We start from the raw sequence: 26,146 nt of genomic DNA on the forward strand, positions 1-26,146 counted from the left end.
TCTCAAGCACTGTTTGTTGTGCGCTGCGTTGCCGTGGGGCGCTGTGCAAACCACTCCCGCAAGAAATCCGCCAGGGCCCGCGTTTTGGCTGACAGATCACTTTTGGTTGGATAGACCAGGGTCACGTCCGCAGCGGGCAGCGTCCACGCGGCCAGCACGCGCTGCAGTCGGCCTGCGGCCAGGTGTTGCGCCACATCCCATTCCGACCGCATGAGCACGCCATGGCCCTCCAGTGCCCAGACCGTGGCGGCTGCGCCATCGTTGGTGCTGAGCATGCCGCGCACCTTCAGGGTTTCTTGCCGTTCGCCCTGGCGCAGGTGCCAGGTGCCATAGATTTCGTCACTCTCGCGGATCACGATGCACTGATGGGCCAGCAGGTCAGCGGGCTGTGTGGGCTCGCCCGCCAAGGCCAGGTAAGCGGGTGAAGCGCACAACACGCGCTGGTTGGCCAGCAGCCGGCGCGCGGTCAGGCGCGAGTCGGGCAAATCACCAAAGCGCACAACGGCGTCAAAACCTTGCTCCACCAGGTTGACGGGTCGGTCGGTCAGGTGCAGTTGCACCTCGACCTCAGGGAAGGCGCGTGCAAACGCCGACAAGGCAGGTGCAATGTGTGCGCGGCCAAAGCCCAGCGTGGCGGCCAGCTTGATGAGCCCGCGCGGAGAGCTGCGCGCGCCCGCCACAGCGCGCTCCAGCGCCTCCAGATCGCCGAGGATGCGCGCACCGTCGAGCAGGTAGGTCTCGCCCTCGGGCGTAAGGCTGATGCGGCGCGTCGTGCGGTGCAATAGCCGCACGCCCAGCCGGTGCTCCAGCTGCGCCAGGCGCCGGCTCACAGCCGGGGGGGTGATCCCCATCTGCTGCGCTGCGGCGGCCAGGCTGCCTTCCTTCATGAGCAAAGCAAAAAAGCGCAGGTCCGAAAAGCCGTCCATAGGGTTTATTCGTGCTTTTGGTTTATGAATGAAGTGATTTTGAATGACTTTATGCCGTTTTCAATCACTCATAAGATGCCCGTCAGACAGAACACCACCAATCTGCCGGAGACAAACCCCATGACCACCACCCCACTTTGCCCCGGCTTCACTCCCCACCGCGTAGCCACGCCCGACGGGCAGCACATCCACGCCCTGTTGGGCGGCAGTGGGCCGCCGCTGCTGCTGCTGCACGGCCATCCACAAACCAGTGCGATCTGGCACAAGGTGGCGCCCGCGCTGGCACAGCATTTCACGCTGGTACTGGCCGACCTGCGGGGGTATGGGGACTCGGCCAAGCCCTTGGGGAGCCCGGCCCCAGGCAACGGTGATGCAGAGCATGCGCTCTACAGCAAGCGCACCATGGCCGCCGACATGCTGGCCGTGATGCAGCACCTGGGCCACACCCGGTTTGCCGTGCTGGCGCACGACCGGGGCGCCCGCGTGGCCCACCGGCTGGCGGCCGACCACCCCGATGCCGTGGTGCGCTTGGTGCTGCTTGACATTGCCCCCACCCTGGCGATGTATGAGCAGACCAGCGACGCCTTTGCCCGCGCCTACTGGCACTGGTTCTTTCTGATCCAGCCCGCGCCGCTGCCCGAACGGCTGATCGAGGCCGACCCTGCTGCCTACATCCGCGACGTGATGGGCCGACGCAGCGCGGGCCTGGCGCCGTTTGATGCCCGGGCACTGGCCGAATACGCGCGCTGCCTGGCCCTTCCGGGCACAGCCCATGGCATTTGCGAGGACTACCGCGCCGCCGCCGGCATTGACCTTGTGCACGACCGGGCCGACCGCGATGCAGGGCGCCACCTGGCCATGCCGGTGCTGGCGCTGTGGGGCGAGCAGGGCGTGGTGCACCAATGCTTCAAGCCCCTGGCCGAATGGCAGCGCGTGGCGCGTGATGTGCGCGGCCACGCCTTGCCCTGCGGCCACTACATCGCCGAAGAGGCGCCCGATGCCCTGCTGACCGCCGCCTTGCCCTTCTTGCTGGAAGCCACACCATGACCCATCCCCAGACCCTGTACCAGAAGCTGATCGCATCGCACACCGTCACGGTGCTGGACGCGCAGAACGTGCTGCTGTTTTGCGACCTGCACCTGATGAACGAATACACCAGTCCCCAGGCCTTTGCGGGCCTGCATGAGGCCGGGCGCGGCGTGCCCATGCCGGGGCAGAACGTGGCGGTGGTGAGCCACATCATCCCCACGCACCCGGTGCGCCACCGCGTCATCCAGGACCCACCTTCGGCCCTGCAGGCGCGCAACCTGCAGGCCAACTGCGAGCGGCACCAGATCCCGCTGTTCGACACCAACGACCCGCTGCAGGGCATCGAACACGTGGTGGCGCCTGAGCATGGCATGGTCCGCCCCGGCATGGTCATCATCTGCGGCGACAGCCACACCACCACCTACGGTGCGCTGGGTGCCCTGGGGTTTGGCATCGGGACGTCCGAGGTCGAGCACGTGCTGGCCACCCAGACCCTGGTGTACCGGCTCGCGCAGAACATGCGCATCCGCGTGGATGGCGTGTTGCCCACCGGCACCACGGCCAAGGACCTGATCCTCATGGTCATCCGCCACATTGGTGCCCAGGGCGCGCGCGGCTATGTGGTGGAGTTTTGCGGCAGCGCCATCAGCGCGCTGTCGGTGGAGGCGCGCTTCACGCTGTGCAACATGGCGGTGGAGGCGGGCGCACGCGGCGCCTTGATCGCGCCCGACGCCACGGCCATTGACTATGTGCTGGCCCGGGCCCCTGACATCACCGGGGCGTGGCGCGAACGGGCCCTGGCGCACTGGGCCACCCTGCACAGCGATGGGGATGCGGCGTTTGATGTGGAGCACCATTTCGACGCCAGCAATGTGGCCCCCTATGTGACCTGGGGCACCAGCCCCGACCAGGCCATGGCCATCGATGCCACCGTGCCGCTGCCCGCCCACATGGTTGATGCGGCCCAGCGCAGCAGCGCGGAGCAGGCCTTGCGCTACACCGCGCTTTGTGCCGGGCAGGCGCTGCAGGGCGTGCCCGTGCAGCATGTGTTCATCGGCTCGTGCACCAACGCGCGCATCGAAGACCTGCGTGAGGTGGACCGCATCGTCGGCCACCGCCATGTGGCCAGTGGCGTGCGCGCCATGGTCGTGCCCGGCTCGGGGGCCGTAAAAGCCCAGGCCGAGGCCGAAGGCATTGCCGCGCGCCTGGTGGCTGCGGGCTTTGAATGGCGCCAGCCCGGCTGTTCCATGTGCCTGGCCATGAACGACGACGTGCTGGCCCCCGGCCAGCGCTGCGCTTCCACCACCAACCGCAACTTCGAAGGGCGGCAGGGCCGGGGCGCCATCACCCACCTGATGAGCCCGGCCATGGCCGCCGCAGCCGCCATCACGGGCTGCATCACCGATGTGCGCAACCTGGAAATTGCTGTATGACCACCGACAACGCTCTTGTTCGCGGCCGCGCCGCCGTGCTGGCCACGCCCAATCTCGACACCGACCAGATCATGCCCAAGCAGTTTCTGCGTGGCATCGACAAATCGGGCCTGGCACCTGGCCTGCTGTACGACCTGCGCTTTGACGGGGCAGGCCAGCCGCGTGCCGACTTCGTGCTCAACCAGCCCGCGTTTGCAGGCGTGGATGTGCTCATTGCGGGCGCCAACTACGGCTGCGGCTCCAGCCGTGAACACGCCGTGTGGGGCATGCAGCAATACGGCTTCAAGGCCGTGGTGGCGTCGAGCTTTGGCGAGATTTTTTACTCCAATGCGCTCAACAACCGCCTGCTGCTGGCCATGGTGGCTGAGGACGATGTGCAGGCCTTCGTGGCCGAAGCGGCCGCGCAGCCAGGGCCGCTGGCGCTCACGATTGACGTGCAACAGCGCATGGTGCGCAGCCCTGGGCGCAGCGCGGGTTTTGTGCTGTCTGACCGGCACCAGCGCATGTTTCTGGAGGGGCTGGACGTGATCGGCGTGTCGCTGAGCCACGCCGACCAGATCCGTGCGTTTGCAGACCAGCACTGGGCGGCGCAGCCGTGGGTGAAGGATGTGGCGCGCCGCACGCGCGAGCGGCTGTCGGCCGCCACGGGCGGCTGAGCCTGGTGCGGCGACCACGGGGGGAGTCGTCGCCGACCCAAAGGCTTGCTTACTTGGCTGCGCCCTTGGCCGCCTGCGCCTTCTGGGTCTTGTTGTAGACCTCCATCACGGTGGCGAAGTCGCGTTCGAAGTTGATGGGCAGGAAGGTGTCGTTGCCCGGCAGCAGCTGGCGCAGCTTGGGCGAGAAGCTGTAGCTGTACGAGCACTTCTTCACGCGCGCCTGCAGCTCGGGCGAGACATCCTTGCCCATCGTCCAGGTCTCCGTCATGAAGGGCGGGCTCTCCCACAGCGTGCGGATGCTGGAGCCCTTCACATCGCCCTTGACCACCATGCGCTGGTACAGATCGCTGGCCACGGCAGCGGCGGGGTAAAAGCCGTGCATCACGCCCGTCACCGAGCGCTCATGGCCATTGGAGAACACCACCTCGTAATTCTGGTCCGGCACCAGCCCGATGGCCGGGAACAGCGCGCGCGGTGCCAGGTTGCCGGAGTTGGAGGTGGGCGTGGTGTGTGCAATCTTCTTGCCCACCAGGTCTTGTGGCTTGGTGAAAGGGCTGTCCACGCGCGAGATGAGGATCAGCTTGTACGAGTTGCGCTGCCCGCTGGCCTTGTTGCCCGGCACGCCAAACGGCGTGGGCTGGCCCGCGGCCACCAGTTGTGGCACCAGGCCAGGGTTCACCTGGGCCAGCTGGGCCTTGCCGGCCACCAGGCTGTCGATGAGTTCCTTTTCTGCCAGCACGTCGATGTTGGTGCTGCGCTCCAGCGATTCGCCCTGCAGGTTCTGCAGATCAATGTTTCCGCAGCGTGCCAGGTGGTTGAAGTAGTCGCCCCACAACAACATGGTTTCGCTTTTGGCGTAGGTCTTGGGCATGGCCACCACGAGTTTTTCGCGCGGGCCGCTGGCGATGGGCGCCGGGGCGGCGGCTGCACGGGCCGCTGCCGCACGGGCCTGTGGGGTGTTCGTGGGGGTGTCGGTTTGTGCGGCCACGGGGCTCAGCATCAACGTAGCGCCTGACAAAAGCGCGCAAAAACGTGCATCACATCGCATGGTGATTTCCCTCTGAAATTTTTGTTGGGTTTCGCAAGGCCGGCTGCAGCTGTGTGGCACAGGTGCGCGCCCGTGGGCCATGGTCTTCCCAGTATGCATGAAGGCGAGGGGCTTGCAGTAACCCGTGCGACTCGTGGACAGCTGCCGGCGTCGCCGCCCACCGCCGCAAGGGGCCGCGCCTGGGCGTTGTTGCGCGGTGCCATGCCAGTGGGAAGGGCGGGACCAGTTTCTCGTCAGGTGCGCGGATGAGGAAGGCGCGGTGGACACGGCGTCAAGTGCACTGTGGCGTGGATGGACAACGTGGTGAAGGACAGGGGTCTGGAGCTCTGTAACAATTCGTTCCATTCCACAAACCCTCCAGCCCGTCCTTCACAACGCAGAGCCATGTCGCAAAACGCCCATACCCTTCACCTCTTTTTTGAAGACCCGATCAAGCTCAAATTCGGCCAGCTGGTCTATCAATACCTGGTAACCGGCAACACCGAGCAGGCGCAACGCTGGGCCGACAAGCTCGGCGGGGCGGACCTGGCGGCGTTGTGGGATGAAGAGTGGTTCAACCAGGAGGTGTCGGCCACGCCGTCCCACCTGCTGCTGCGTTTTGACACGGGTACCAGTGGCGATCTGCCCTTGCGGGCGCTCGAGACACTGTTTTCCCATGGGTTGAAGGCGGCCGTCCTCCAGGTGTTTTACGACCAGGTGGGTGAGACCGAACGCATGCACTTCGACGACGGCCACTGGGTGTCGCGCCAGGCATTCTTTGACAAGCACCCTGAGCGCCGCAGCATCGTGGAGCCCGCAGACCCGGACCACCCAGCCGGTTCTGCCGATGAAGGGCCTGACGACGAGTACGACTGTTCCAAAGACCCTGGCAAGCCCGTGTCCGTGGCGAAGCTGCGCAAACAGGAAGCCGAGCGCAAACAGAAGGGCCAGGAAGCGGCTGAGGCTTTCATCGAAATGGCCAAGGCCATGGGCAAAAACGGCGTATCGCCTGTGAAGGGCCTGATTGCCGTGCTGTTGCTGCGCGCAGGGCTCAAGGGTCTGCTGCAGGCCTTCGTGTTCACGGTGGTCACGGTGCTGCTGTTCAAGGGCTTCTGGCTCTGGCTGGGCCTGGGCCTGGTGTTGGCCATCGTGCTGCCGCTGTACTACATCGTCTCCACGCACAAGGACCTCAAGGGCGACGACGATGATGAGGACAGCGACCCCGATGAAGGTGGCGGCGACGAAAGCAGTGAAGACAAGGACAGCGACCACAACAAGGGCAGCGCAGCCACCACGGGCAGCAGCCACTGAACCGCAGGGAGAACACAACATGTTGACGCAAATCGAATGGTGGGGTGGGGTGATTTTTGTGCTGGGCGCACTGACGTACCGCATGGTCATGGGCGCGCTGGAAAAGAAGGAAGGGGGCATCCCCTGGTACCGCCTGATGATGCACATCTTCTTTGTGGCGCCCGCCATCGTGCTGGCCGGGTACTTCTACCCGCTGGAGCGCATCGAACTGCAATATGCCTACCTGGCGGCGCTGGGCGTTTCGCTGGTGGTGGTGGCGGTGATGCTGGTGCAGGAGATGACGGGCGATGCCTCCGAAGAGGAAGCCGAGGCGAAAAGACAGGACGCACAAGACAAGGCAGCCAAGATCGCAAAGCCCGAAGGAGGGGGGCAAGAAGAGGGCGCGCAGGCAGAGGCGGAGGAGGAGGAACCCGGCTGGCTGATGACCGTCGTCGGCGCGATCGTGTTGTACAGCCCGGTGCTGGTGGCATGTGGGCTGGGCTGCACCAAGGCCTGGCCGATGGTGCAACGGTGGATGTGACCCCACGGAGCTGAGCCTGCACGCACCGGCACGGGCTCGGCGCTTCTCCGCCTGATCTGCAGCCCCTGGGCGGGCGGTGCGTGGGCACAGATGACAATCCGTGCAAGCCACCGCCATTTTTTCTTCTTCTGGCCGTGGGCAGTTTTGCCCCACCATCCCTCCTTAGCACCCTTGCGCAGCCCATGGCGACCGACTCTTTTGCCGACCTTCTCTCGCTCTACATGCGCCGCATCCGCGCCAGCGCTTCGGGCGTGGCCACCGAAATCGGCCTGAGCCGCGAGGCGGTGAACAACTGGCGCAACGGCGTTTCTGCCCCCAACGTTCGTTCGCGCGACCGTGTGGTCGCCTGCACGCGCTACCTGCGCCTGACGGAGAGCGAGGCCAACCGCCTGCTCAGTGCTGCCGGCTTCGAACCCGAGTTTCCGCTGCAGGCCGAGTCCGTGGGCGCCCAGCCTTTTGCTGCGTTCCAGGGCCGTGTGTTCGCCCAGCTGGCGCAGGCCGTGCCGTACCCCATCTCGCTGCTGCTGTCGCCCGCGCACTGGGGACAGCCGCCGTTTCGGCAAGAGTTGCTGCAGCGCGCGCGTGCGCAGTATGGCGAAGGCTCGGTGCTGCACATCCAGCCACCGTACAGCGTGAGCACCGCGCAGGCCGATTACTTCGCGGCCATCGGCCGCCAGTGCGGCCTGGGCGAGGTTGCATCCGACTACGAATTCGAATCCGCGCTGGAGCGCCGCCTGCTGGCGGGCGAGCGCATTTTCTGCCTGGTCAGCCGCTTTGAGCAAGGCACGCCCGCGTTGCGCGAAACCCTGGCGGGCATTTTGCGCAGCCTGAGCGAGATGCACAGCGGTCGCCTGCACCTGCTGCTGTGTGGCGGCGAGGCGCTGGCCGATCTCAAATACCGCAGCGGCGACCTGTCGCTGCTCAACATCGCGCAGGTCAACCACTGGCCCGACCCGTCGCTGGACGATCTGATGCAACTGGCCTGCCACCGCTGGCCCGAGCACACCTGGACCGGGCCGGTGGTGGCCGAGTTGCAGGCGCTCAGCGGCGGCCACCCCGCGTTGTTTGAAGAGGGGCTGCAGTGGCTGGTGGACCAGGGTGTGGGCGATGGACATGCGTCGTCCAGTGCACTGCGCACGCACCTGGCCAGCAGCCCGCGCCTGTGGCAGACCTTTTTGCCGCTGGCCCAGGCGCCTGCCACCCGCGCGCGGTTGCAGCAGCTGCTGCAGGCCGACGACCTGGGCCGTGCGCGCCCCTATCTACAAGACGACGAACTGCGCAGCCTGTTCTGGGGCAACCTCATCCATGTGCGCGGCACGGGCGATGCGGCGCGGCTGCACTGGCGCTGCGCCACCATTCGCGATGCGGGTTTGATGGTGCTGGATTCATGCTCGACCGACTGAAGCCGCTGCTGTCCAAGGCCGTGGTGCGCGCGTTGGCCATTGCGGCGGTCACGCTGTTCGTGGGCAGCGCGCTGTTCACGCCCCAGCTCAACCCGGTCACGCGGGGCGCGTTCCTGGCCTCGGTCAATGTCGGTCCGGTGTGGGGCGAGCTGGTGCAGTGGCGCGTTGCCCTGATCCAGGCGCGCAATGAGCTCGATGCCTGGCCCAAGGACATCCAGGAATACGCGCCGCGCATCGCCAACCCGCAGCTGCGCGTAACCTCCCCGCGCCCCAACGTGCTGCAGGCCGACATCGCCCACAACCCTGAGCTCGGCAAGCTGGCAGGCACCCAGGTGGTGGTGGAGCTGACGCCCGGCACCCACACCTGGACGTGCCGCCCCGGCAACCCGCCCATTCCACCAGGTTACCTGCCCATCAACTGCCAGGAAGGCAGCACCGACGACTTCGAGCCCGCCACCAAGCCCGCGCCCGATGCCGACCCGTTCGCCTGGCTGCGTTCGCTCATCCTGTGGTGCGCAGTGATCTTTGCCGTGGGCGCCGTCGTGTGGGTGGTGCGCCACCCCCTGATCGGCGCGGGCCAGCTGCGCCCTGCGCGTCTGCGGCGCACACCCCTGGCGCGCCTGCCGCAGATCGACCGGCTGCTGCGCTGGCTGCGGCGGCTGGAGGCCACCTTGCTGGCCGCCGACATCCGCATGGTGGACTGGCGCCGCGCCGTGCTGTGCGCGCAGGCCACGGGGGGCGACCACGCCCCGGCTCTGGCACGCGCATTGGCCGAATGCGTGTCGGCCCGCTGCCAGCCCAGCAGCGACTGGGCGTTGCCCGGCCAGGTGTTCGAGTGGCAGTTTCCGCCCGACCTGCCCGTGTCGCTGGACCGCTGCCTCGTCTTTGTGCCCACCCCGGGCATCGACGAAGCCACCGTGCTGCGCCAGCTGCGCGCCGCGCAGACCGGCAGCGACGTGCTGTTGATCCTGAGCGAGCACAGCGTGGAAACCCCTTGCCCGCTGCTGCGCGCCCACGCCGATGACCGCGCCAATCTGCACGTGATGGTGGACAGCGCCAGCCAGACCGAGTGGCTGATCGGCGGCGATGCCCTGCAGGTGCTGCTGCGCCAATTGGCCGCGCAGCTGCGCATCACCCGCATCTCGCCGTACCAGACGCGTGGCGGCGTGACCCGCGAAGGCGCCTTCTTTGGCCGCGCACAGCTGCTCGCCCGTGTCATCAACCGCGAGCCCGCCAACTACCTGGTGGTGGGCGGTCGCCAGCTGGGCAAGAGCAGCCTGCTCAAGGCCGTGCAGCGCCGCCTGCAAGGCCACCCGCACACCGTGTGCCACTACGTCTCGCTGCGCGACCACCGCCTGGCGCCCCGCATGGCGCTGCAGTTTGGCCTGGCCGCCGACACACCGCTCGAAGCCATCGTGGACCACCTGCAGGCCCAGTACGAGGGCAAGCGCCTGGTGCTGCTGATCGACGAGGCCGACCTGTTCTTCCGCGACGAATCGAACCACGGCTACGCCCAGTTGTCCACGCTGCGCGCGCTCAGCGAAGAAGGGCGCTGCTGGTTCATGCTCGCGGGCTTCTGGGACCTGTACGCCACGGCCGTGCTCGACTACCAGAGCCCCTTGCGCAACTTTGGCGAAGTGCTGGCCATCGGCGGGCTGGAGCGTGCAGCCTGCCGCGAGCTGGCCACCGAGCCCTTGCGCAGACTGCGCCTGGGCTTTGCCAGCGACACGCTGGTGGAAAAACTGGTGGATGCCAGCGGCCAGCGCGCCAACCTCGTCGCCATCCTGTGCCAGGAGTGCCTGGAAGCCCTGCAGCCCGGCGAGCGCGCCATCGAAGCCCGCCACCTCACGCAGGCCCTGGCCTCGCAGGCGGTGCAGGACGCACTGGCCGGCTGGGGCCGCCTGAGCCACGACGAGGCCGCCTGTCGCCTCGACCGCATCGCCGTCTACCACACGGCCCAAGCCGGGCAGACCGGCCTGGTGGCCCTGGCCCAGCTGCTGCAAAGCCACGGCATCACCGCCGACGCGCAGGCGCTGCGCCAGTCGCTGGCCCGCCTGCAGCTGGCCTATGTGCTGCGCAAGCAGGATGCCGACTACCGCTTTGCCATCCCGCTGCTGCAGGGCCAGTTCGAGCCGACCGAGGTGGAACTGCTGCTGCGCCAGGAGCTGGCGATGCTGGCGCGCAGCACGGTAAAAATATGAGCCAAATTGGCCGCCAGCGCTTGATGGATAAGCGCTAATAGCTACTATTTTTGTAGTAATCCGCAGCAACCCCGTGCCGCAGGCGATTCCACCCCGGCCTTGTGCACGTCCCGCATGCGCAGCATGTCGCCCCAGCGGGTGGCGAGCTGCGGCGCAAAGCCCACTTCGCCGTCAAACCGCGCGGGGTTGGCATAGGTGCCAAACAGCATGTCCCACACCGGCAGGTCGCCATAGTTGCGGGCATGCACATCGCGTTCGTGGTGCAGCGCGTGCATCTCGGGCCGGGGCAGCAGCCAGCCCAGCCAGCGTGGGGTGTGGATGTTCCAGTGCTGAAAAATGCTGAGCACCGCCAGCAGAGCCGTGGTCAGTGCCGCGGCTGCGGGCGCCAGCCCCAGCACCACCGTGCCCAGGGCCACGCCCATGCCGGTTTTGACCAGCACCTCGAAGGGGTGCACCACATAGGCGCCTGGCACATCCACGCGTGGCGCAGCGTGGTGCAGCTGGTGGCCCATGCGCCAAAGCCCATCGAACCGGTGCTCGGCCCGGTGCCATGCGTAGTGCACCAGCGACAGCACCAGCAGCCCAACGGGCACACCCCACAGGCCCAGCGCGCTCAGGTCGAGCACGCGCAGCGCGGCGAACCCCGTGGCCTGCAGCAACGAGGGCACGAGCGAGCCCACCATGGCCGTCAGCACAAAAAACGCCACGCCCAGCCGCTGCCAGCCGGGCACGGGCGCATAGCTGCGCGCGGGTGAGCGCGCCTCCACCGCCCACATCAGGGCATAGGCCGTGGGGACCAGCAGCGGGGCCAGCAAGGGGAGGTGGGGGGAGTCGATCATGGAAGGCCTTTTGGTGAGCATATGTGCGTCGATGTGCACATGTTGAGTGGAAAAAATGGGCACATTGCTGTGCCCGCTTGGCGGAGTTGGCTTGGCTGGGGAGGATTCTTTTGGCGGCGGTCAACGGGGGCAGCACAGCGGCTGCAAGGTCTGTAGCAGGGTGGTCAGGGCCTTCATCTGCTCCAGCACACCGTCGCCATCGATGGCGTAGAAGGTGTGCCGCCCCTCGGTCTCCGACCGCAGGATGCGCGCACGCTCCAGCACCTGCAGGTGGCGCGCCACCACGGAGCGGTCTTGGGGCACCTGCTCGGCAATCGAGCCCACATCGGCGCGGCCCTGCAGCACCAGCACCCGCAAGATGGCCACGCGCGCGGGTTCGGACAGTGCTTTGAAGAAGGCGCTGTCCAGTGCATCAATGCAGGCGGCGGCAGCGGTTTCGCGGGGGGAGGTCATGGGTAGAGCATATGTGCACATTAATGCACATGTCAACCTCGCGGCAATCCCCTTTGCCGGACCCCTCCGTCAGCCTGAGGGGGTGTGGCCCACTTCGGTCATGGCTCGGGCCAGGCCACCACCACCGCCCCGCGCTTGCGCCCCGTCTCCACATACGCGTGCGCAGCGGGCAAATCGGTGAAGGGGTAGGTGCGGTCCACCACGGGCTGCAGCGCACCGGCCCGGGCCAGATCCACCAGCATCTGCAGGTCCTGCACACGCTCGGGCGCAGGGCCGCCGATGCTGCGGCGTGTGCCGCGCGGGCGGGCCAACAATTCCACCAGGCTGCCCGCCACCGACAGGTAGCGGCCGTGCTCGTTCAGGCTTGCCAGGCAGGTGGCGAAGCTGCTGGCGCCCACGGTGTCGGCAATCACGTCCCAGCGCTGCGCGGTTTGGGTGAAGTCCTGCGCGGTGTAGTCGACCACGTCGTGTGCGCCGAGCGCCAGCACCAGCGCCACATTGCCCGCGCTGCACACCCCCGTGACCAGCGCACCCCGGTGCCGCGCCAGCTGCACCATGGCGCTGCCCACCGCGCCCGACGCGCCAATCACCAGCACCCTCTCGCCCGCCCGCACCTGGGCTTTGTTCAGAAAATGCAGCGCCGCCAAACCACCAAACGGCAGGCTGGCCGCTTCGACAAACGACAGCCGCGCGGGCTTGTGCACCAGGGGCTTGGTGGCGGGCAGCACGCAGTATTCGGCATGGCAGCCCATGGCAACGCCGGCCACGCCCAATACGGCGTCGCCCGGTTGAAAGCCCTGCACTTCACGGCCCACGGCCTCCACCACGCCGGCCACGTCGGTCCCCAGCACCGGCTGGCGTGGCCGCGCCAGACCAAACGCCAGCCGTCCCAGCAGCCCAAATCCACGCGGCAGGTTCTGCGTGCGGATGCGCACGTCGGCCGACGACACGCTGGCCGCAAGCACCCGCACCAGCACATCGCGCGGGCCGGGTGTGGGGCAGGGGCGCGTCTGCAGCTCCAGCACCTCGGCGCCCCCGTAGTCGTGACACACCCAGGCCCGCAGGGTGGTGGGAGCGTGGGCCGCAGAGGGGCTGGCAAACGGGGCCGCGGATGTATGGGTGGTGGCGGGCATGGGGGTTGGCAAGGTCACGGGAAGGGAGGGCAGATACGCGCAGCCGCAGAGCGTAGGCAGATACATCTCCCGCACGCAACCCGACCTTGGGTGGGGTACCTGGCGATCCGCCCGCCCAGTCCATCGTGCAGTACGCTTAAGAACCTGTTCAAGATCTTTTTGAGTGGATGCTTCGGATGCACGGCATGGGCTCGTGCCCATGCCAGCAGCCGGGGCTTCCAATCGCCCGATTTCACTCCAACCCTTCGGGCAAGGTACTTGTGCGGCCCTGAAAAGATCTTGAACAGGTTCTAAGACACACTGCGGAGGCACCCCTTGAACCCCACCCTCTACACCGTGGCTTACCCCAAATGCGATGCACAAGACCTGCTTGCCGTGGACACTTGGCGCGCCGACAACGACCCCACCGGCCATGCGCTGATCCGCCCACATTTCACGCTGGTGTTTGCTGGTGACGGGGTGGATGCCACCACCTACCTGGCCCATGTGGCGGCGGTGGCGGCGCGCACTGCGCCCATCGCCTTTCACTGCCGCTACGCGATGCTGGGGGCCGATGCATACAGCCAGCGCGCCCATGCGTACCTGGTGCCGGACGAAGGCTACGCCGCGCTGTCGTTGCTGCACGATGCCCTGTACAGCGGCCCGCTGGCCGCCCACCTTCGGCTGGATCTGCCCTACACGCCCCATATCACGGTGGGGGCGTTTGCCTCCGCCGCGCGGGCGCGGCAGTGGTGCATTGACCGCAACCTTGCGGGTGTCTCGTTGCCCGGCCGCGTGGAGGCGCTGTGGGTGGGGCAGGTGGTCGAGGGGCGGTTTGAGCACCTGGGGCAGTTTGCGCTGGCGGGCTGAACCCCTGCGGAAGCCCCTACACTGCGGCCATCTGGTTCCTCCAAGGCCGCGAGGCCTTGGACTTCTACGGGAGGTTTGGACAATGCCCATCCAGCTCGATCACCTCATGGTGCCCGCCCGCGACAAACTGGCCGCCGCCCGGCTGCTGGCCGAACTGCTCGGCGTGCCCTGGTCCGAAACCGGCGTCGGGCCGTTTGCGCCCGTGTTCGTGAACGATGGTTTCACCATCGATTTCGACGAATGGCCCGAGCCCATTCCGCGCATCCACTACTGCTTTCGCGTGAGCGATGCGGAGTTCAGCGCCATCCTCGCGCGCATCCAGGCCGCGGGCATCCCGTACCGCAGCGCCGTGCACGGCCCCGTGGACGGGCAGGTGGACACGGCCCACGGTGGCCGCATCGTCTACTGGAACGAACCCGATGGGCACCAGTGGGAGATGCTGACCGTGAGCTACGCGCGCGCTACAGCGGGTTGAGGGCTGAATTCCAAGTGAAATTGGCCGCCAGCGCTTAATCTATAAGCGCTACTAGCTATCAAATTTATAGTAATTGCCGCCTGTGATTCAAGGCCGCTGCGCCATCACCAGCGCATACAGCGCCTGCGCCGCCACGGACAGGCTTTCGTCCCGCCGCCGCACCAGGTAGATCTGCCGTGTGAGCCCGGGCAGCGACAACGGCCGCGTGACCAGCCCCGGCTGCTCGAAGTGGAACAGCGTGAGCGCCGGCACCACGCTGATGCCCAGGCCCGCGCGCACCATGCCCATCACGGTGGCCAGTTGCTCCACCTCCATCAGCGTGTGCATGGCCTGCGGGTGCAGGGCGGCCTCCAGGTACTGGCGCACGCTGCTGGTGCGGGCCAGGTGGATGAACGGCCAGGCGGCCAAGTCCTGCGCGGTGATGGCTTTGCGGCGGCGTGCCAGCGGGTGGTCTGCGGGGCACACCAGGTAGAAGTTATCGCTGCAAAAAGGCTCGGCCTGCAAAGCAGGGGTGTCGGCGCGGATGGCGGCCAGCGCAAAGTCGGCATGGCCGCTGGCCACGCGCTCGATGCACGGCTCGGACAGCACGTCGGCGATGTCGATCTCGATGCCGGGGTGCGCCGCGCGGTACTGCGCCAGCACGGCGGGCAGCCAGCCCGCGGCCAGCGACGGCAGCAGCGCCACGGCCACGCGCCCGCGCTGCAGCGTGGCGGCATCGCGCACGGCCGACAGTGCGTTGGTGATCTCTGCGCGGATGCGGCGGGCCGATTCCAGAAAGTTGCGCCCCTCGGGCGTGAGGTCCACATGCCGCGTGCTGCGGTCGAACAGCCGCAGGCCCAGGTCGTCCTCCAGCGCGCGGATCAGGGCGCTGAACGCGGGCTGCGACAGGTGGCAAAGGGCTGCAGCGCGCGTGAAGCTGCGCTGCTCGGCCAGTGCGATGAAGGCGTCGATCTGGCGGCTGGAGAGGTGGGCGGTGCTCATGGTCTGAGGCAAGGGCAGAAGTGGCTCGAAATGCTATTTATCTGCAATACAGATGGATTCATCGTAAATATCGATTTCACAGAATACCGCAGTGTTTCTACAGTGGGGCCCAGGAGACAAATATTCATGGCGAACAACACCCATCTGCGGGTCGGCTGCGCCGCCGGCTTTTCGGGCGACCGCACGGACGCGGCCTTGCCCGTGGTGCAGGCGCTCATTGCCAGCGGCCAGCCGTCGGTGCTCATCTTCGAGACCCTGGCCGAGCGCACGCTGGCCCTGGCGCAACTGGCCCGCCGCACCGACCCCGACGCGGGCTACGAGCCGCTGCTGGCCGACCTGCTGCGCCCCGTACTCGGGCTGTGCCTGGCGCACGGCGTGCGCATCGTCAGCAACTTCGGCGCGGCCAACCCGCACGGCGCCGCACGCCGCATCCACGCGCTGGCAGCCGAGCTGGGCCACTCCCGCCCACGCATTGCCGTGCTGCAGGGCGACGACCTGAGTGGCCCCGCCCACCGCGCACTGCTGCAGGACGCCCTGGGCGATGCCATGCCCACCGAGCCCATCGTCAGCGCCAACGCCTACATCGGCGCACAGGCCATTGCCGATGCGCTGCGCGCCGGGGCCGACATCGTGGTCTGCGGCCGCGTGGCCGACCCGTCGCTCGTGCTGGGCCCGGCGCTGGCGCACTACGGCTGGGCCACCGACGACTGGGACCGCCTGGCCCGCGCCACCATGGCCGGGCACCTGCTCGAATGCGGCGCGCAGGTCACGGGCGGCTACTTTGCCGACCCCGGCTACAAGGACGTGCGGGGCCTGGCGCAACTGGGCTACCCCATCGCCGAGATCGACGCCGACGGCCGCTGCACCATCACCAAGCCGCCCGGCACCGGCGGGCGCATCGACGAGCGCACGGTGAAGGAGCAGCTGCTGTACGAGCTGCACGACCCCGCGGCGTACCTCACGCCCGACGTGGTGGCCGACATCACCCAGGCCCGCGTGCAGGCCGTGGGCACCGACGCCGTGCGGCTTACCGGCGTGCAGGGCCACGCGCAGCCCCCTACGCTCAAGGTCAACGTGTGCTTTGAATCCGGCTGGTTTGCCGAGGGAGAGATTTCCTACGCCGGCCCGCGTGCCGAGGGCCGTGCGCGCCTGGCGGGCGAGGTGCTGCGCGAGCGGCTGGCCGGCCTGGGCCCGCTGCGCATCGACCTGATCGGCGTGACCAGCATCTTTGGCGACGACACCAGCCGCTGGTTCGATGCGTCCGACAGCGACAGCGGAGGCGCCCGCAACGATGCCCGCGATGTGCGCCTGCGCGTGGCCCTGCAGCACCGCGACCACGCCAGCGCCCAGCGCCTGGTGCGCGAGGTGACCGCGCTCTACACCTGCGGGCCTGCCGGCGGCGGCGGCGTGCGCACCGCCATGCGCCCGCGCCTGGGCACGGTGTCGTGCCTGGTGCCGCGCGATGCGGTGGCCGTGCGCTTTGAGATGGTTGATTGAGGGACCACCACCATGACTTCTGCAACCCAGGCCGCAACCCAGCCCGCCTCCGCGGCAACCATCACTGTTCCGCTTTATCGCCTGGCCCACAGCCGCACCGGCGACAAAGGCAACCGCTCCAACATCAGCGTCATTGCCTGGCACCCCGCGCTCTGGGATGCGCTGGTCGACCAGGTCACCGAAGCCGCCGTGGCCCGCCAGTTCGCGCTGCGCCAGCCGCGCCAGGTCACGCGCTACCTGCTACCCGAGCTGCAGGCTATGAACATCGTGCTGGACGATGTGCTGGACGGCGGCGTGAACGATTCGCTCAACCTCGACAGCCACGGCAAGGCGCTGAGCTACCTGCTGCTGGACTTGCCCGTCACCGTGCCCGCCGCGCTGGCACCGCACTTGGGCGGGCCGCCGACGTAGCGGGCGCTTGTTTGACTGGTTCCCCATTCCCTTTCCGCTTTTCCATACCTATACACAAGGAGACAACATGACCCGATCCACTGCACTGTTGAACCTGGGCCGACGCCACGCGATGGCCGCTGCCGTGCTGGCGCTTGGCGCGCTGCAGGGCGGGGCTGCCCATGCGCAGGCTTACCCGGCCAAGGCCATCACCTTCGTCGTGCCCTTTGCAGCCGGCAGTGCCACCGACCAGCTGGCGCGCGCGCTGGGCCAGTCCATCACCACGGACACCAAGCAGGCGGTGGTCATCGACAACAAGGCCGGTGCCAGCGGCATGATCGCGGCGTCTGCCGTGGCCAAGGCGGCGGCCGACGGGTACAGCGTGCTCATCACCACCAACACCACACACGCGGCCAACGAGCATTTGTACAAGAAGCTCTCGTACGACCCGGTCAAGGACTTTGCGCCGGTGACGGGCCTGGGCAAGGGCGGGCAGGTGCTGGTGGTCAATGCCAGCGCGCCGTACAAGAACGTGGGCGAGCTGCTGGCCTTTGCCAAGAAGAACCCCGGCAAGCTCAGCTTCGGCAGCGGCAGCTCGTCGAGCCGCATGGCCGGCGAAATGCTCAAGCAACTGGCCAGCGTGGACATCCTGCACGTGCCCTACAAGAGCAACCCGCTGGCCATCACCGACCTGCTTGGCGGGCAGATCGACCTGATGATCACCGACACCTCCACCGGCGTGCCCCAGGTCAAGGCGGGCAAGCTGCGGGCCCTGGGTTACTCCACCCAAAAGCGCAGCGCGCAACTGCCCGATGTGCCCACGCTGGACGAAGCCGGCGTGAAGGGCTACGACATGGGCTACTGGTTTGCGGCCTATGTGCCCGCCGGCACGCCCGCACCGGTGGTGGCGCGCCTGAACGAACTGCTGACCGCCGCCACCAAGAGCGCGGCGGCCAAGAGCTTCTACGACAACGCGGGCTCCGAGGCATGGACGACCACGCCCGATGAACTCGCCAAGTTCCAGGCCGCCGAAACCCAGAAGTGGGGCAAGGTGATCAAGGCCGCCGGGATCGAGGCCGAGTAAGCCAGTAGGCCAGCCAAGCCAGCCCACAAGCCGCAGCCCCCGCGCCGGGCCGCGGCTTTTTCCACCCCGTTTTCCGTTCTGCCAGTCCCTGCCTTCACCGGCAGGCGCGGGCGGAGCCTTGCCGCGCGCCGCGCACCAGACGCTGCCGTTTTCCTTCCAGAGCCGCTAGAGCGGCCACCACCCACCATCCATCCCAGGAGACAACATGCAACCCCTTCACGCATTCGGAAAACTCGCCCTCACGGCCGCCGCCGCAGCAGCCCTGGCCGCTTGTGGCGGCAGCAGCAATAGCGACGACGCCCCCAAAGGCCCGGCCCTCAAGCTGCAGATCACCGCCACCGAGGCCTTCCCCGGCAGCTACGGCGACGTGGGCGAGTACGAGCGCATCACCGGCACCATCAGTGGCGAGGTCGACCCCAAGGACCCCAAGAACGCCACCATCCAGGACCTGGCGTTCGCGCCCACCAATGCCAACGGCATGGTCGAGTACCAGGCCGACTTCGTCATGCTCAAGCCCAAGAACATGGCGAAGGCGAGCGGCGTGCTGCGCTACGACGCGCCCAATCGCGGCAACATCCTCACCATGCTCAACCCCACGGCCACGCCCAGCGATGCGGTGTACCTGGAGCGCGGCTACGTGATGCTGTATTCGGCCTGGCAGGGCGACGTGCCCAAGAGCACGCCGGCGCGCCTGACGGTGACGGTGCCCGTTGCCAAGAACAAGGACGGCAGCAGCATCACTGGCCCCTACCGTGCCGAGCTCGTGCCCACCGTGGCCAGCCCGTCGATGACACTGCCCGGCGGCGTGTTCAATGGCTCCATGATTCCTTACGAGCCCGCCAGCCTGGACAACACCCAGCCCGGCTATTCGCTCACTCGCCGCGCCAACGAAACGGATGCACGCACGCCGGTGCCGGCCAGCGACTGGAAGTTCGCCAGCTGTGACGCGGGCGCCAACGCCTTCCCCGGCACCGCCAGCCCCACCAGCGTGTGCCTCAAAGGCGGGTTCGACCCGGCCTACCTGTACGAGCTGGTCTACGTGGCCAAGGACCCCAAGGTCATGGGCGTGGGCCTGGCCGCGCTGCGCGACACGGTGAGCTTCTTTCGCGGCAAGTCGGCCGACTCGTCGGGCACGCCCAACCCGCTGGCGGGCCGCATCCAGTACACGCTGGGGCAGGGCACCTCGCAGTCGGGCAACGCGATGAAAACGTTCTTGCACCTGGGCTTCAACCAGGCGCTCGACGGTGGCAAGGTGTTCGACGGCATCTTCGCCCACGTGGCCGCGCGCCAGACCCACATCAACACCCGCTTTGCGGTGCCCGGCGGCGGCGGGGGCCTGCGCACCGACCACACGGCCTTCGGCCAGACGGCGCCGCGCGGGCTGGACAAGGACTACCAGGACGACATCAGCGGCCGCCAGGGCGGGGTGATGAAGCGCTGCGCCGCCACCACCACCTGCCCCAAGTTCTTTTTGGGCCTGTCGGGCACCGAGTTCTGGCAGCTGCAGGGCTCACCCGTGCTGACCGATGCCCGCGGCACCAAGGATCTGGCCCAGCCCGAGAACGCGCGCATCTACTACTACGCCAGCACCCAGCACGGCGGCGCAGGGGGCACGGCCAGCATCGCGTACGCGCCCACGCGGGCCACCTACCCCACGGGCACGGTGGTGCACTTCAACGACACCTTCCGCGCGCTGTTCCTGAACCTGGAAGACTGGGTGGTGCGCGGCACGCTGCCGCCCGCCAGCCAGGTGCCACGCATCGACAACGGCACGCTGGTGCGGCCCGAGGCGCTGGCCTTTCCGGTCATGAAGGGGCTGACCTGGGCGGTGGGCGGCGTGCAGACGGCCATCCCTGAGTTCAGCTACCGGGGCCTGTACAACAACTTCCCCCTGTTCGACTTTGGCCCGCAGTACATCCCGCAGGACGAATCGGGCGTCGCCACCATCCTGCCCCCGCGCAACCTGGGCCGCGACTACGCCATCATGGTGCCGCAGGTCGATGCGTCCACGGGCCTCACCCGCGCCGGCATCCGCAGTGTGGAGGCGCGTGCGCCCTTGGGCACCAGCATCGAGTTCAACTACGTGGCCACGCCCGGCATCACCGACCTGGCCAACCTCACCGGCAGCTTCATCCCCTTCCACAAAACGCGCGCCGCGCGCTTGGCGGCGGGCGATGCGCGCACGTCGCTGGAGGAGTTGTATGGCACACAAGACGGCTACGTGGCGGCCGTGACCGAGGCCGCCAACGCGCTGGTGGCGCAGCGCCTGCTGCTGCAGCGCGATGCGGACCTGCAGATTGCGCGGGCCAAGGCGGCAGCGGTGCTGCCCTGAGGTGATGGCGCGGCGGGGCCCGCTTCCACTCCCTCTCCCCTTGCGGGAGAGGGCCGGGGGAGAGGGGGGGTGATAAAGCACCATGCCCCTTGGCGATAGCCCCCCCTCCCCNCCCTTGGCGATAGCCCCCTCTCCCCAGCCCTCTCCCGCAGGGGGAGAGGGAGCAAGAGTCCCGCAAAGTTCCGGCGGGCTTGGGTATTCAAGAAAAAAAGCCTGTGGCGCTTGACCAGAAAGCGCTGATGGCTATCAAAAACGTAGCGTCACATCGACCCACGCCCCCCTACCACGGCACCCCTGCAAACCGCAGCACCAAAAAATCCAGCAGCGCCCGCACCGCCGGCGACAGGTGCCTGCGCGAGGTGTACAGCGCGTGGATGGTCATCACCGGCAGGCTCCACGCGGGCAGCACGGCCTGCAGTTCGCCGCTGTGCAGATAGGGGTTGACCAGGTAGGTGGGCTGCAGTGCGATGCCGCCACCAGCCAGCGCCGCGCGCATCAGCGTGGTGGCCTCGTTGGCGCTGAAGGGGCTGGTCACGCCCACGCGGGCGACCTCGTCGCCGCGGGTGAGCTGCCACACGCTTTTGCCAAAGTTGGCGTAGCTCAAACAACGGTGGCGGGTCAGGTCGGCGGGCTCCTGGGGCGTGCCGTGTGCCGCCAGGTAGGCGGGCGATGCCACCAGCGCCGAATCGCAGCGCGCCAGCGGCCGGCCGATGAGCAGCGGGTCGGGCTCGGCGCTGATGCGGATCGCCAGGTCGATGCGGCGCTCCACCAGGTTCAGCGAGCCCTCGCTGGCGTCCAGGTCGATCTTGAGCTGCGGGTGCTGCGCCAAGAAGTCAGCAATCGCCGCGCCCATCTGCGCATACGCAAACGACACGCTGCAGGTGATGCGCAGTTGCCCGCGCAGCTCGCCCTCGGTGGTGGTGGCGGTTTCTTCTTCCAGGTCCTGGGTCAGCGCCAGCATCTGCTGGCAGCGGCGCAGCGCCAGTTCACCGGCATCGGTCAGCGTCACGCTGCGGGTGGTGCGCTGCAGCAGGCGCGCCTGCAACCACTGCTCCATCTCGCCCACATAGCGCGTGACCATGGCGCGCGACATCTCAAGCCGGTCGGCCGTGGCACTGAAGCTGCCGCTGGTGGCCACTTCCACAAACACCCGCATGGCGGTCAGACGATCCATATTTGATCTATTTGCGCAACAAATATGCGCATTTTATGGGGTTTATTGGATCGATTGGTGCAAATAAACTTCATTCCGCCATCAACGCAAACCCCTTCAAACCCTGGAGAAACCGCCATGTTCCGCACCACCCTCATCGCCGCCACCCTGTCCCTTGCCTTTGCTGGCGTCCACGCTGCCCAGCCCCTGCAGATCAAGGTTTACAACGCCGACGGCAACAGCTTCAACGTCAACTCCACGCTGGTGTACGGCGAGAAGGAAGCCATGGTCATCGACGCTGGCTTCACCCGCGCCGACGCGCTGCGCATTGCCGCCAACGTGTTCGACAGCGGCAAGGAACTCAAGACCATCTACGTGAGCCAGGCCGACCCCGACTATTACTTCGGCGTGGAAACGCTCAAGGAATTTTTCCCCAAGGCTGAGGTGGTAACCACCCCCGCCGTGCTGGAGAAGATCAACGCCAAGCTCGCCGGCAAGCTCGCCTTCTGGGGCCCCAAGATGGGTGCCAATGCACCGCGCACGCCTGTGCTGCCCAAGGCCATCAGCGGCAACACCCTCACGGTGGACGGCCAGACGGTCGAGATCCGTGGCACCACCGGCCTGCTGGCGCACCGCCCTTATGCGTGGATTCCTTCGGTGAAGGCCGTGGTGGGCAATATCGGCGTGTTCGGCAACCTGCATGTGTGGACGGCCGACACCCAGACCGTGGCCGAGCGCAGCGCCTGGATCGCCCAGCTTGACGAAATGGCTGCCCTGCAGCCCACCGTGGTGGTGCCCGGCCACATGCTGCCCGGCACCACGCTGGACGTGACAGCGGTGACCTACACCAAGGGCTACCTGCAAGCGTTTGAGAAGAATGCCGCCGCCACCAAGACGGGCGCCGAACTCATCGACGCGATGAAGAAGGCCTACCCTGCAGCGCCCATGGGCCTGTCGCTGGACATCGGCGCCAAGGTGAACAAGGGCGAGATGAAGTGGTAAGCCCGTAGTCAACAGCAACCCTCACTGGAGTCAAGAATGAAACCGTTCAAAGTGTTCCTCGTCGCTGCATCGCTGGCCGCAGTTTTCTCTGCCAATGCGTTTGCCCAGACCAACAAGGAAATCGTCGTGGCCGGCATGAAGGGCCTGTTCATCACGCGCGATGCTTCGGTCATCGACAAATACTGGTCCCCCAACTACATCCAGCACAACCCTGCGGTGCCCAACGGGTCTGAGGTTCTGAAGGGGTGGGTCGGCAGCCTGCCGCCCGACTTCAAGTACGAGCCCGGCATGGTGGTGGCCGAAGGTGACTTCGTCATGATGCACGGCCGCTACGCGGGCATGGGCCCCAAGGTCATGATTGGCGTCGATATCTTCCGCCTGGCCAACGGGAAAATTGTGGAGCACTGGGACGTCTTGCAAGAAGAAACGGTCAAGACGGTCAGTGGCAACCCCATGTTCACCAACCCCCAAAAGTGATCGGACACCAGATCGTGCCAACGCACCCCCTTCAACCCGTCCTGGACCACCTGCACGCCGGGCGCTGGAACGCGGCGCACGATCTGGTGCAACACGACGGCTCCATGCTCGCCGCCTGGCTCCACGGCATCCTGCACCTGCAAGAGGGCGACCTCGAAGATGCCGAGAACTGGTACGACCGTGCGGGCCGCCACTTCCGCAGCCGGGGCACCCTCGCCGAAGAGCTGGCGCTTTTCGAGGCCGCGCTGGCTTCATCCTCACCCCCTGACGTTGAAAGACCCTGATCCATGCCCTCCACGCCCACCGCTGTGACCTATCTGTTCGACCCCTTGTGCGGTTGGTGCTATGCCGCCGCGCCGGCGCTGCAATACCTGCAAGGCGTGGACGGTGTGCACGTCTCGCTGGCGCCCACGGGCCTGTTTGCGGGCGCCGGGGCGCGGCCCATGGATGCGCAATTCGCTGCGTACGCCTGGTCCAACGACCAGCGCATCCAGCAGCTCACAGGCCAGCCCTTCACGCAGGCCTACCGCGACCAAATTCTGGGTGCTGCGTCCGGCCGCTTTGATTCAGGCCCTGCCAACCTCGCGCTGACCGCCGTGGCGCAGACTGCGCCTGAAAGTGAACTGGAAGCCTTGCACGCACTGCAGCACGCACGTTATGTGGAAGGCCGCGACACGGCAGAACCCGAGGTGCTGGCGGACCTGTTGCGGGCTTTGGGCCTGGCGGATGCCGCAGCGTTGGCGCTCGCACCCACTGCCGCGCTGCACAACCTGGTGGCCGAACGCATCGCCAGCGCCCAAGCCACGCTGCGCGCCGTGGGCGCTCGGGGCGTGCCGCAATTGGTGGTGGCGGGGCCGGGCGGTGCGCTGCGGTTGATCGGGGGCGATGCGCTGCTGGGGCCGCGCGAAAAGCTGCTGGCGCACATCCTGGCGGCCTGACGCCGTGGATGACCGGCGGCGGCGCTCAGGCCTTGGGTAGCAGTTCGCCCCGCCGCCCCAGTGTCCGCACCACCTGTTCGTACATCGCATCCACAGCCGGTGAGCGCAGCGACACCTTGCTGCGCAGCACCGCCACATTCATCGAAGCCAGCGGCGGAAGGTCAAACTCCGCGGGCAGGTTCTGCAAGATTTGCAGATGGGCTGGCGCGCTGCACCGCGTGAGCACCGCCACCGCCAAACCGCTCTCCACCGCAGCCAGCTGGCCCGCCAGGCTGGAGCTGTGGTACACGATGCGGTAGGCTCGGCGCCGCGTATCCAGTGCCGCCAGGGTGGCCTGTCGGGCCATGCTGGCCGATTCGTACACCGCAATCGGCAGCGGGTCACGCCGCCACGCTTCAAACTGCGCAGCCCCCACCCACACCAGCGGCTCTTCAAACAAAAAATGCCCCCGCTGCGGCTTGTCGCGCGAGACCAGGGCCAAGTCCAGCTCGCCGCGCACCACGCGTGGGATGAGCGAGGTCGATTGCTCGCAGGTCAACTCAATCTCCACGCCCTGGTAGCGGTGCGAAAAGCTGCGCAGCACCGGTGTGAGGTAGGTCGATGCGTAGTCGTCCGGCACCCCCAGCCGCACCCGGCCCGCCAGCTGCGGGCCGAACAGCGCCGCGTGCGCCTCGGCCTGCAGATCGAGCACGCGGCGCGCGTACGACAGCAGCTCGGCCCCGGCGGGTGTCACCTCCAGATGGCGAGGCCCGCGCAGCAGCACTGGGCGGCCCAGTGCGGCCTCCAGCTTCTTGATCTGCATGCTGACCGCCGACTGCGAACGGTGCACCAGCGGCGCCGCGCGCGAGAGCGAGCCCGCGTCCACCACGGCCACAAAGGCGCGCAGCCAGTCGATCTGGAAATCGGGGTAGTTCATCGCGTCAGCTCTCTGGTTTTGTGCCGGCAAAACCTGTCGGGATAAAAATTCGTTTATCGAATGGTATCTGTTCGAACTATGCGCTTTACACCAGTGTGCCAATCTTCGAGCATCGACGGCATGAACCAGAAAGCCAGTGCCGCCACGCCCTCATCGCTTGCCGCGCCTATCCCCTCCACAGTGCCCGCCAGTACCCGCGAGCGGGACGGCCAGTGGTTGCTCATCGCCGGCGGCGTGCTGCTGGGCACCATCGGTGTTTTTGTGGAAGAGGCGGGCCAGCACCCGCTGGTCACCGTGTGGTTCCGCTGCGCATTCGGTGCGCTGGCGCTGCTGGCCTGGTGCCTGGCCACGGGCCGGGGGCGTCAATTGCTCTTGAACGGGCGGGCGCGCTGGGTGGCCTGCGCCACGGGTGTGCTCATGGTGATGAACTGGGCGCTGTTCTTTGCAGCCATCCCGCGCACGTCCATCGCCGTAGCCACGGTGATCTTCCACATCCAGCCCATCTGGGTCATCGTGTTTGGCGCGCTCTTCCTGCGCGAGGCGGTATCACCTACGCAGTGGCTGGCCACCCTGGCCGCGCTGGGCGGCCTGGTGCTGACCACCGGCCTGCTGGACGGCACCGCAGCCGCCGCGGCCAACAGTAGCAGCGGCGGGTACATGGCCGGAGTGCTGATGTGCCTGGGCGGCTCGCTCTGCTACGCGGGCGTGACGCTGCTCGCCAACACGCAAAAGGCCATCAGCCCCTTCGCGATGGCGCTGTGGCAATGCCTGGTGGGCGCCGTGGCGCTGGTGTGGGCGCCTTTTGTTCTGGGCTGGCCGCAGCAGGGCGCCGCATGGGCCTGGCTGCTGGGCCTGGGCGTGGTGCACACAGGCCTGGCGTACGTGGTGCTGTTCGCCGGCATGGCCCGCCTGGCGCTGGGTCGCATTGCAGTGCTGCAGTTTGTGTACCCGCTCACGGCGGTGCTGGTGGACTGGGTGGTGTATGGCCGCACGCTCAGCCCCTTGCAACTGGGCGGCGTGGCGCTGATGGCCGCCGCGCTGTGGACCATCCGGCGGCCGAGTGTGGCCCCCGCCACGGCGGCGAGCTGACCACCCCGCTGTGGGGGCCGCAAAACTCGCGG

Annotated in this window: 26 protein-coding genes; 18 read left to right on the plus strand and 8 right to left on the minus strand. The window is 67.3% G+C overall.

The genetic code is table 11. The annotated features are described in order from the left end of the window. Positions 1-2: 2 nt before the first annotated feature. Positions 3-926 carry a LysR family transcriptional regulator gene (locus ASE52_RS02800; RefSeq protein WP_057223635.1) on the minus strand — a complete coding sequence of 308 codons (924 nt, stop codon included), beginning with the start codon at positions 924-926 and terminating at the stop codon, positions 3-5. Between the two features lie 120 nt (positions 927-1,046). On the opposite strand from ASE52_RS02800, the gene ASE52_RS02805 reads away from it, so the two are divergent. From ASE52_RS02805 to leuD, 3 genes are read left to right on the plus strand one after another with little or no spacing between them, the layout of a single operon-like run. Continuing rightward, on the plus strand, positions 1,047-1,973 hold the full coding sequence (locus tag ASE52_RS02805) for an alpha/beta hydrolase (protein ID WP_057225129.1): 927 nt from the start codon (positions 1,047-1,049) through the stop codon (positions 1,971-1,973). Then, entirely contained in the window at positions 1,970-3,388 is a 1,419-nt protein-coding gene (gene leuC, locus ASE52_RS02810; protein ID WP_057223637.1) for a 3-isopropylmalate dehydratase large subunit, read from the plus strand. The genes ASE52_RS02805 and leuC overlap by 4 nt, the downstream gene beginning before the upstream one ends. Further along, a complete protein-coding gene (gene leuD, locus ASE52_RS02815) occupies positions 3,385-4,044 on the plus strand; it encodes a 3-isopropylmalate dehydratase small subunit (protein WP_057223639.1) in 660 nt (219 codons plus the stop codon). The genes leuC and leuD overlap by 4 nt, the downstream gene beginning before the upstream one ends. Before the next feature lie 49 nt (positions 4,045-4,093). On the opposite strand, the gene ASE52_RS02820 is transcribed toward leuD, so the two are convergent. Continuing rightward, complete coding sequence (locus ASE52_RS02820; RefSeq protein WP_057223642.1) at positions 4,094-5,044, minus strand: PhnD/SsuA/transferrin family substrate-binding protein; 951 nt, start codon at positions 5,042-5,044, stop codon at positions 4,094-4,096. A 432-nt stretch (positions 5,045-5,476) separates the two neighbouring features. Here ASE52_RS02820 and ASE52_RS02825 point away from each other — a divergent pair, with 432 nt between their 5' ends. The 4 genes from ASE52_RS02825 to ASE52_RS02840 all read left to right on the plus strand — a co-directional run bounded on the left by ASE52_RS02825 (position 5,477) and on the right by ASE52_RS02840 (position 10,506). Next, a complete protein-coding gene (locus ASE52_RS02825) occupies positions 5,477-6,382 on the plus strand; it encodes a hypothetical protein (RefSeq protein ID WP_057223644.1) in 906 nt (301 codons plus the stop codon). 19 nt (positions 6,383-6,401) lie between these two features. Beyond that, positions 6,402-6,902 carry a hypothetical protein gene (locus ASE52_RS02830; RefSeq protein ID WP_057223646.1) on the plus strand — a complete coding sequence of 167 codons (501 nt, stop codon included), beginning with the start codon at positions 6,402-6,404 and terminating at the stop codon, positions 6,900-6,902. Positions 6,903-7,084: 182 nt separating this feature from the next. Next, the gene (locus ASE52_RS02835; protein WP_057223648.1) at positions 7,085-8,305 is read left to right on the plus strand and encodes a hypothetical protein; all 1,221 of its coding nucleotides are present in this window, start codon (positions 7,085-7,087) and stop codon (positions 8,303-8,305) included. Then, entirely contained in the window at positions 8,290-10,506 is a 2,217-nt protein-coding gene (locus tag ASE52_RS02840; RefSeq protein ID WP_057223651.1) for an ATP-binding protein, read from the plus strand. The genes ASE52_RS02835 and ASE52_RS02840 overlap by 16 nt, the downstream gene beginning before the upstream one ends. A gap of 44 nt (positions 10,507-10,550) precedes the next feature. On the opposite strand, the gene ASE52_RS02845 is transcribed toward ASE52_RS02840, so the two are convergent. The 3 genes from ASE52_RS02845 to ASE52_RS02855 all read right to left on the minus strand — a co-directional run bounded on the left by ASE52_RS02845 (position 10,551) and on the right by ASE52_RS02855 (position 12,949). Continuing rightward, positions 10,551-11,345 carry a sterol desaturase family protein gene (locus ASE52_RS02845; protein WP_158004138.1) on the minus strand — a complete coding sequence of 265 codons (795 nt, stop codon included), beginning with the start codon at positions 11,343-11,345 and terminating at the stop codon, positions 10,551-10,553. A gap of 120 nt (positions 11,346-11,465) precedes the next feature. Beyond that, positions 11,466-11,798, minus strand: a complete 333-nt coding sequence (locus ASE52_RS02850; protein WP_010461063.1) for a metalloregulator ArsR/SmtB family transcription factor — start codon at positions 11,796-11,798, stop codon at positions 11,466-11,468. Between the two features lie 98 nt (positions 11,799-11,896). Continuing rightward, a complete protein-coding gene (locus ASE52_RS02855) occupies positions 11,897-12,949 on the minus strand; it encodes an NAD(P)-dependent alcohol dehydrogenase (protein WP_241776904.1) in 1,053 nt (350 codons plus the stop codon). A gap of 297 nt (positions 12,950-13,246) precedes the next feature. On the opposite strand from ASE52_RS02855, the gene ASE52_RS02860 reads away from it, so the two are divergent. Beyond that, a complete protein-coding gene (locus tag ASE52_RS02860) occupies positions 13,247-13,780 on the plus strand; it encodes a 2'-5' RNA ligase family protein (protein WP_057223658.1) in 534 nt (177 codons plus the stop codon). A gap of 82 nt (positions 13,781-13,862) precedes the next feature. Then, on the plus strand, positions 13,863-14,255 hold the full coding sequence (locus tag ASE52_RS02865) for a VOC family protein (protein WP_057223660.1): 393 nt from the start codon (positions 13,863-13,865) through the stop codon (positions 14,253-14,255). Positions 14,256-14,342: 87 nt separating this feature from the next. Here ASE52_RS02865 and ASE52_RS02870 read toward each other — a convergent pair whose 3' ends face one another. Continuing rightward, complete coding sequence (locus ASE52_RS02870; RefSeq protein WP_057223662.1) at positions 14,343-15,236, minus strand: LysR family transcriptional regulator; 894 nt, start codon at positions 15,234-15,236, stop codon at positions 14,343-14,345. 126 nt (positions 15,237-15,362) lie between these two features. Here ASE52_RS02870 and ASE52_RS02875 point away from each other — a divergent pair, with 126 nt between their 5' ends. The 4 genes from ASE52_RS02875 to ASE52_RS02890 all read left to right on the plus strand — a co-directional run bounded on the left by ASE52_RS02875 (position 15,363) and on the right by ASE52_RS02890 (position 20,539). Beyond that, positions 15,363-16,733 (plus strand): acyclic terpene utilization AtuA family protein, encoded by a 1,371-nt coding sequence (locus tag ASE52_RS02875; RefSeq protein ID WP_057223664.1) that lies wholly within the window; start codon positions 15,363-15,365, stop codon positions 16,731-16,733. Between the two features lie 12 nt (positions 16,734-16,745). Beyond that, the gene (locus ASE52_RS02880; RefSeq protein ID WP_057223667.1) at positions 16,746-17,144 is read left to right on the plus strand and encodes a hypothetical protein; all 399 of its coding nucleotides are present in this window, start codon (positions 16,746-16,748) and stop codon (positions 17,142-17,144) included. Positions 17,145-17,256: 112 nt separating this feature from the next. Beyond that, positions 17,257-18,207, plus strand: coding sequence for a tripartite tricarboxylate transporter substrate binding protein (locus ASE52_RS02885; protein WP_241776944.1), 951 nt, complete (start codon positions 17,257-17,259; stop codon positions 18,205-18,207). A gap of 205 nt (positions 18,208-18,412) precedes the next feature. Next, on the plus strand, positions 18,413-20,539 hold the full coding sequence (locus ASE52_RS02890) for an alpha/beta hydrolase domain-containing protein (RefSeq protein ID WP_057223670.1): 2,127 nt from the start codon (positions 18,413-18,415) through the stop codon (positions 20,537-20,539). Between the two features lie 280 nt (positions 20,540-20,819). Here the strand turns inward: ASE52_RS02890 and ASE52_RS02895 are convergent, their stop codons facing one another. Next, complete coding sequence (locus ASE52_RS02895) at positions 20,820-21,713, minus strand: LysR family transcriptional regulator (RefSeq protein ID WP_057223672.1); 894 nt, start codon at positions 21,711-21,713, stop codon at positions 20,820-20,822. Between the two features lie 117 nt (positions 21,714-21,830). Here ASE52_RS02895 and ASE52_RS02900 point away from each other — a divergent pair, with 117 nt between their 5' ends. From ASE52_RS02900 to ASE52_RS02915, 4 genes are read left to right on the plus strand one after another with little or no spacing between them, the layout of a single operon-like run. Continuing rightward, a complete protein-coding gene (locus tag ASE52_RS02900; RefSeq protein WP_057223675.1) occupies positions 21,831-22,694 on the plus strand; it encodes an MBL fold metallo-hydrolase in 864 nt (287 codons plus the stop codon). A 36-nt stretch (positions 22,695-22,730) separates the two neighbouring features. Next, entirely contained in the window at positions 22,731-23,171 is a 441-nt protein-coding gene (locus tag ASE52_RS02905; RefSeq protein ID WP_010461080.1) for a nuclear transport factor 2 family protein, read from the plus strand. A 14-nt stretch (positions 23,172-23,185) separates the two neighbouring features. Continuing rightward, positions 23,186-23,455, plus strand: coding sequence for a hypothetical protein (locus ASE52_RS02910; RefSeq protein WP_181147533.1), 270 nt, complete (start codon positions 23,186-23,188; stop codon positions 23,453-23,455). Positions 23,456-23,458: 3 nt separating this feature from the next. Continuing rightward, positions 23,459-24,109, plus strand: a complete 651-nt coding sequence (locus tag ASE52_RS02915) for a DsbA family protein (protein ID WP_057223676.1) — start codon at positions 23,459-23,461, stop codon at positions 24,107-24,109. Between the two features lie 25 nt (positions 24,110-24,134). On the opposite strand, the gene ASE52_RS02920 is transcribed toward ASE52_RS02915, so the two are convergent. Next, entirely contained in the window at positions 24,135-25,025 is an 891-nt protein-coding gene (locus ASE52_RS02920; protein ID WP_010461083.1) for a LysR family transcriptional regulator, read from the minus strand. 120 nt (positions 25,026-25,145) lie between these two features. Here ASE52_RS02920 and ASE52_RS02925 point away from each other — a divergent pair, with 120 nt between their 5' ends. Then, positions 25,146-26,114 carry a DMT family transporter gene (locus tag ASE52_RS02925; protein ID WP_057223678.1) on the plus strand — a complete coding sequence of 323 codons (969 nt, stop codon included), beginning with the start codon at positions 25,146-25,148 and terminating at the stop codon, positions 26,112-26,114. The last annotated feature ends 32 nt before the right edge of the window (positions 26,115-26,146 follow it).

It is taken from the genome of Acidovorax sp. Root275, from assembly GCF_001428965.1.
Lineage (GTDB): Bacteria > Pseudomonadota > Gammaproteobacteria > Burkholderiales > Burkholderiaceae_C > Acidovorax > Acidovorax radicis.

What these genes read in the sequence shown, in the direction of transcription:
- ASE52_RS02800 (WP_057223635.1), bottom strand. Translation starts at nt 926, where the DNA reads ATGGACGGCTTTTCGGACCTGCGCTTTTTTGCTTTGCTCATGAAGGAA.
- ASE52_RS02805 (WP_057225129.1), top strand. Translation starts at nt 1,047, where the DNA reads ATGACCACCACCCCACTTTGCCCCGGCTTCACTCCCCACCGCGTAGCC.
- leuC (WP_057223637.1), top strand. Translation starts at nt 1,970, where the DNA reads ATGACCCATCCCCAGACCCTGTACCAGAAGCTGATCGCATCGCACACC.
- leuD (WP_057223639.1), top strand. Translation starts at nt 3,385, where the DNA reads ATGACCACCGACAACGCTCTTGTTCGCGGCCGCGCCGCCGTGCTGGCC.
- ASE52_RS02820 (WP_057223642.1), bottom strand. Translation starts at nt 5,044, where the DNA reads ATGCTGAGCCCCGTGGCCGCACAAACCGACACCCCCACGAACACCCCA.
- ASE52_RS02825 (WP_057223644.1), top strand. Translation starts at nt 5,477, where the DNA reads ATGTCGCAAAACGCCCATACCCTTCACCTCTTTTTTGAAGACCCGATC.
- ASE52_RS02830 (WP_057223646.1), top strand. Translation starts at nt 6,402, where the DNA reads ATGTTGACGCAAATCGAATGGTGGGGTGGGGTGATTTTTGTGCTGGGC.
- ASE52_RS02835 (WP_057223648.1), top strand. Translation starts at nt 7,085, where the DNA reads ATGGCGACCGACTCTTTTGCCGACCTTCTCTCGCTCTACATGCGCCGC.
- ASE52_RS02840 (WP_057223651.1), top strand. Translation starts at nt 8,290, where the DNA reads ATGCTCGACCGACTGAAGCCGCTGCTGTCCAAGGCCGTGGTGCGCGCG.
- ASE52_RS02845 (WP_158004138.1), bottom strand. Translation starts at nt 11,345, where the DNA reads ATGATCGACTCCCCCCACCTCCCCTTGCTGGCCCCGCTGCTGGTCCCC.
- ASE52_RS02850 (WP_010461063.1), bottom strand. Translation starts at nt 11,798, where the DNA reads ATGACCTCCCCCCGCGAAACCGCTGCCGCCGCCTGCATTGATGCACTG.
- ASE52_RS02865 (WP_057223660.1), top strand. Translation starts at nt 13,863, where the DNA reads ATGCCCATCCAGCTCGATCACCTCATGGTGCCCGCCCGCGACAAACTG.
- ASE52_RS02870 (WP_057223662.1), bottom strand. Translation starts at nt 15,236, where the DNA reads ATGAGCACCGCCCACCTCTCCAGCCGCCAGATCGACGCCTTCATCGCA.
- ASE52_RS02875 (WP_057223664.1), top strand. Translation starts at nt 15,363, where the DNA reads ATGGCGAACAACACCCATCTGCGGGTCGGCTGCGCCGCCGGCTTTTCG.
- ASE52_RS02880 (WP_057223667.1), top strand. Translation starts at nt 16,746, where the DNA reads ATGACTTCTGCAACCCAGGCCGCAACCCAGCCCGCCTCCGCGGCAACC.
- ASE52_RS02885 (WP_241776944.1), top strand. Translation starts at nt 17,257, where the DNA reads ATGGCCGCTGCCGTGCTGGCGCTTGGCGCGCTGCAGGGCGGGGCTGCC.
- ASE52_RS02890 (WP_057223670.1), top strand. Translation starts at nt 18,413, where the DNA reads ATGCAACCCCTTCACGCATTCGGAAAACTCGCCCTCACGGCCGCCGCC.
- ASE52_RS02895 (WP_057223672.1), bottom strand. Translation starts at nt 21,713, where the DNA reads ATGGATCGTCTGACCGCCATGCGGGTGTTTGTGGAAGTGGCCACCAGC.
- ASE52_RS02900 (WP_057223675.1), top strand. Translation starts at nt 21,831, where the DNA reads ATGTTCCGCACCACCCTCATCGCCGCCACCCTGTCCCTTGCCTTTGCT.
- ASE52_RS02905 (WP_010461080.1), top strand. Translation starts at nt 22,731, where the DNA reads ATGAAACCGTTCAAAGTGTTCCTCGTCGCTGCATCGCTGGCCGCAGTT.
- ASE52_RS02915 (WP_057223676.1), top strand. Translation starts at nt 23,459, where the DNA reads ATGCCCTCCACGCCCACCGCTGTGACCTATCTGTTCGACCCCTTGTGC.
- ASE52_RS02920 (WP_010461083.1), bottom strand. Translation starts at nt 25,025, where the DNA reads ATGAACTACCCCGATTTCCAGATCGACTGGCTGCGCGCCTTTGTGGCC.
- ASE52_RS02925 (WP_057223678.1), top strand. Translation starts at nt 25,146, where the DNA reads ATGAACCAGAAAGCCAGTGCCGCCACGCCCTCATCGCTTGCCGCGCCT.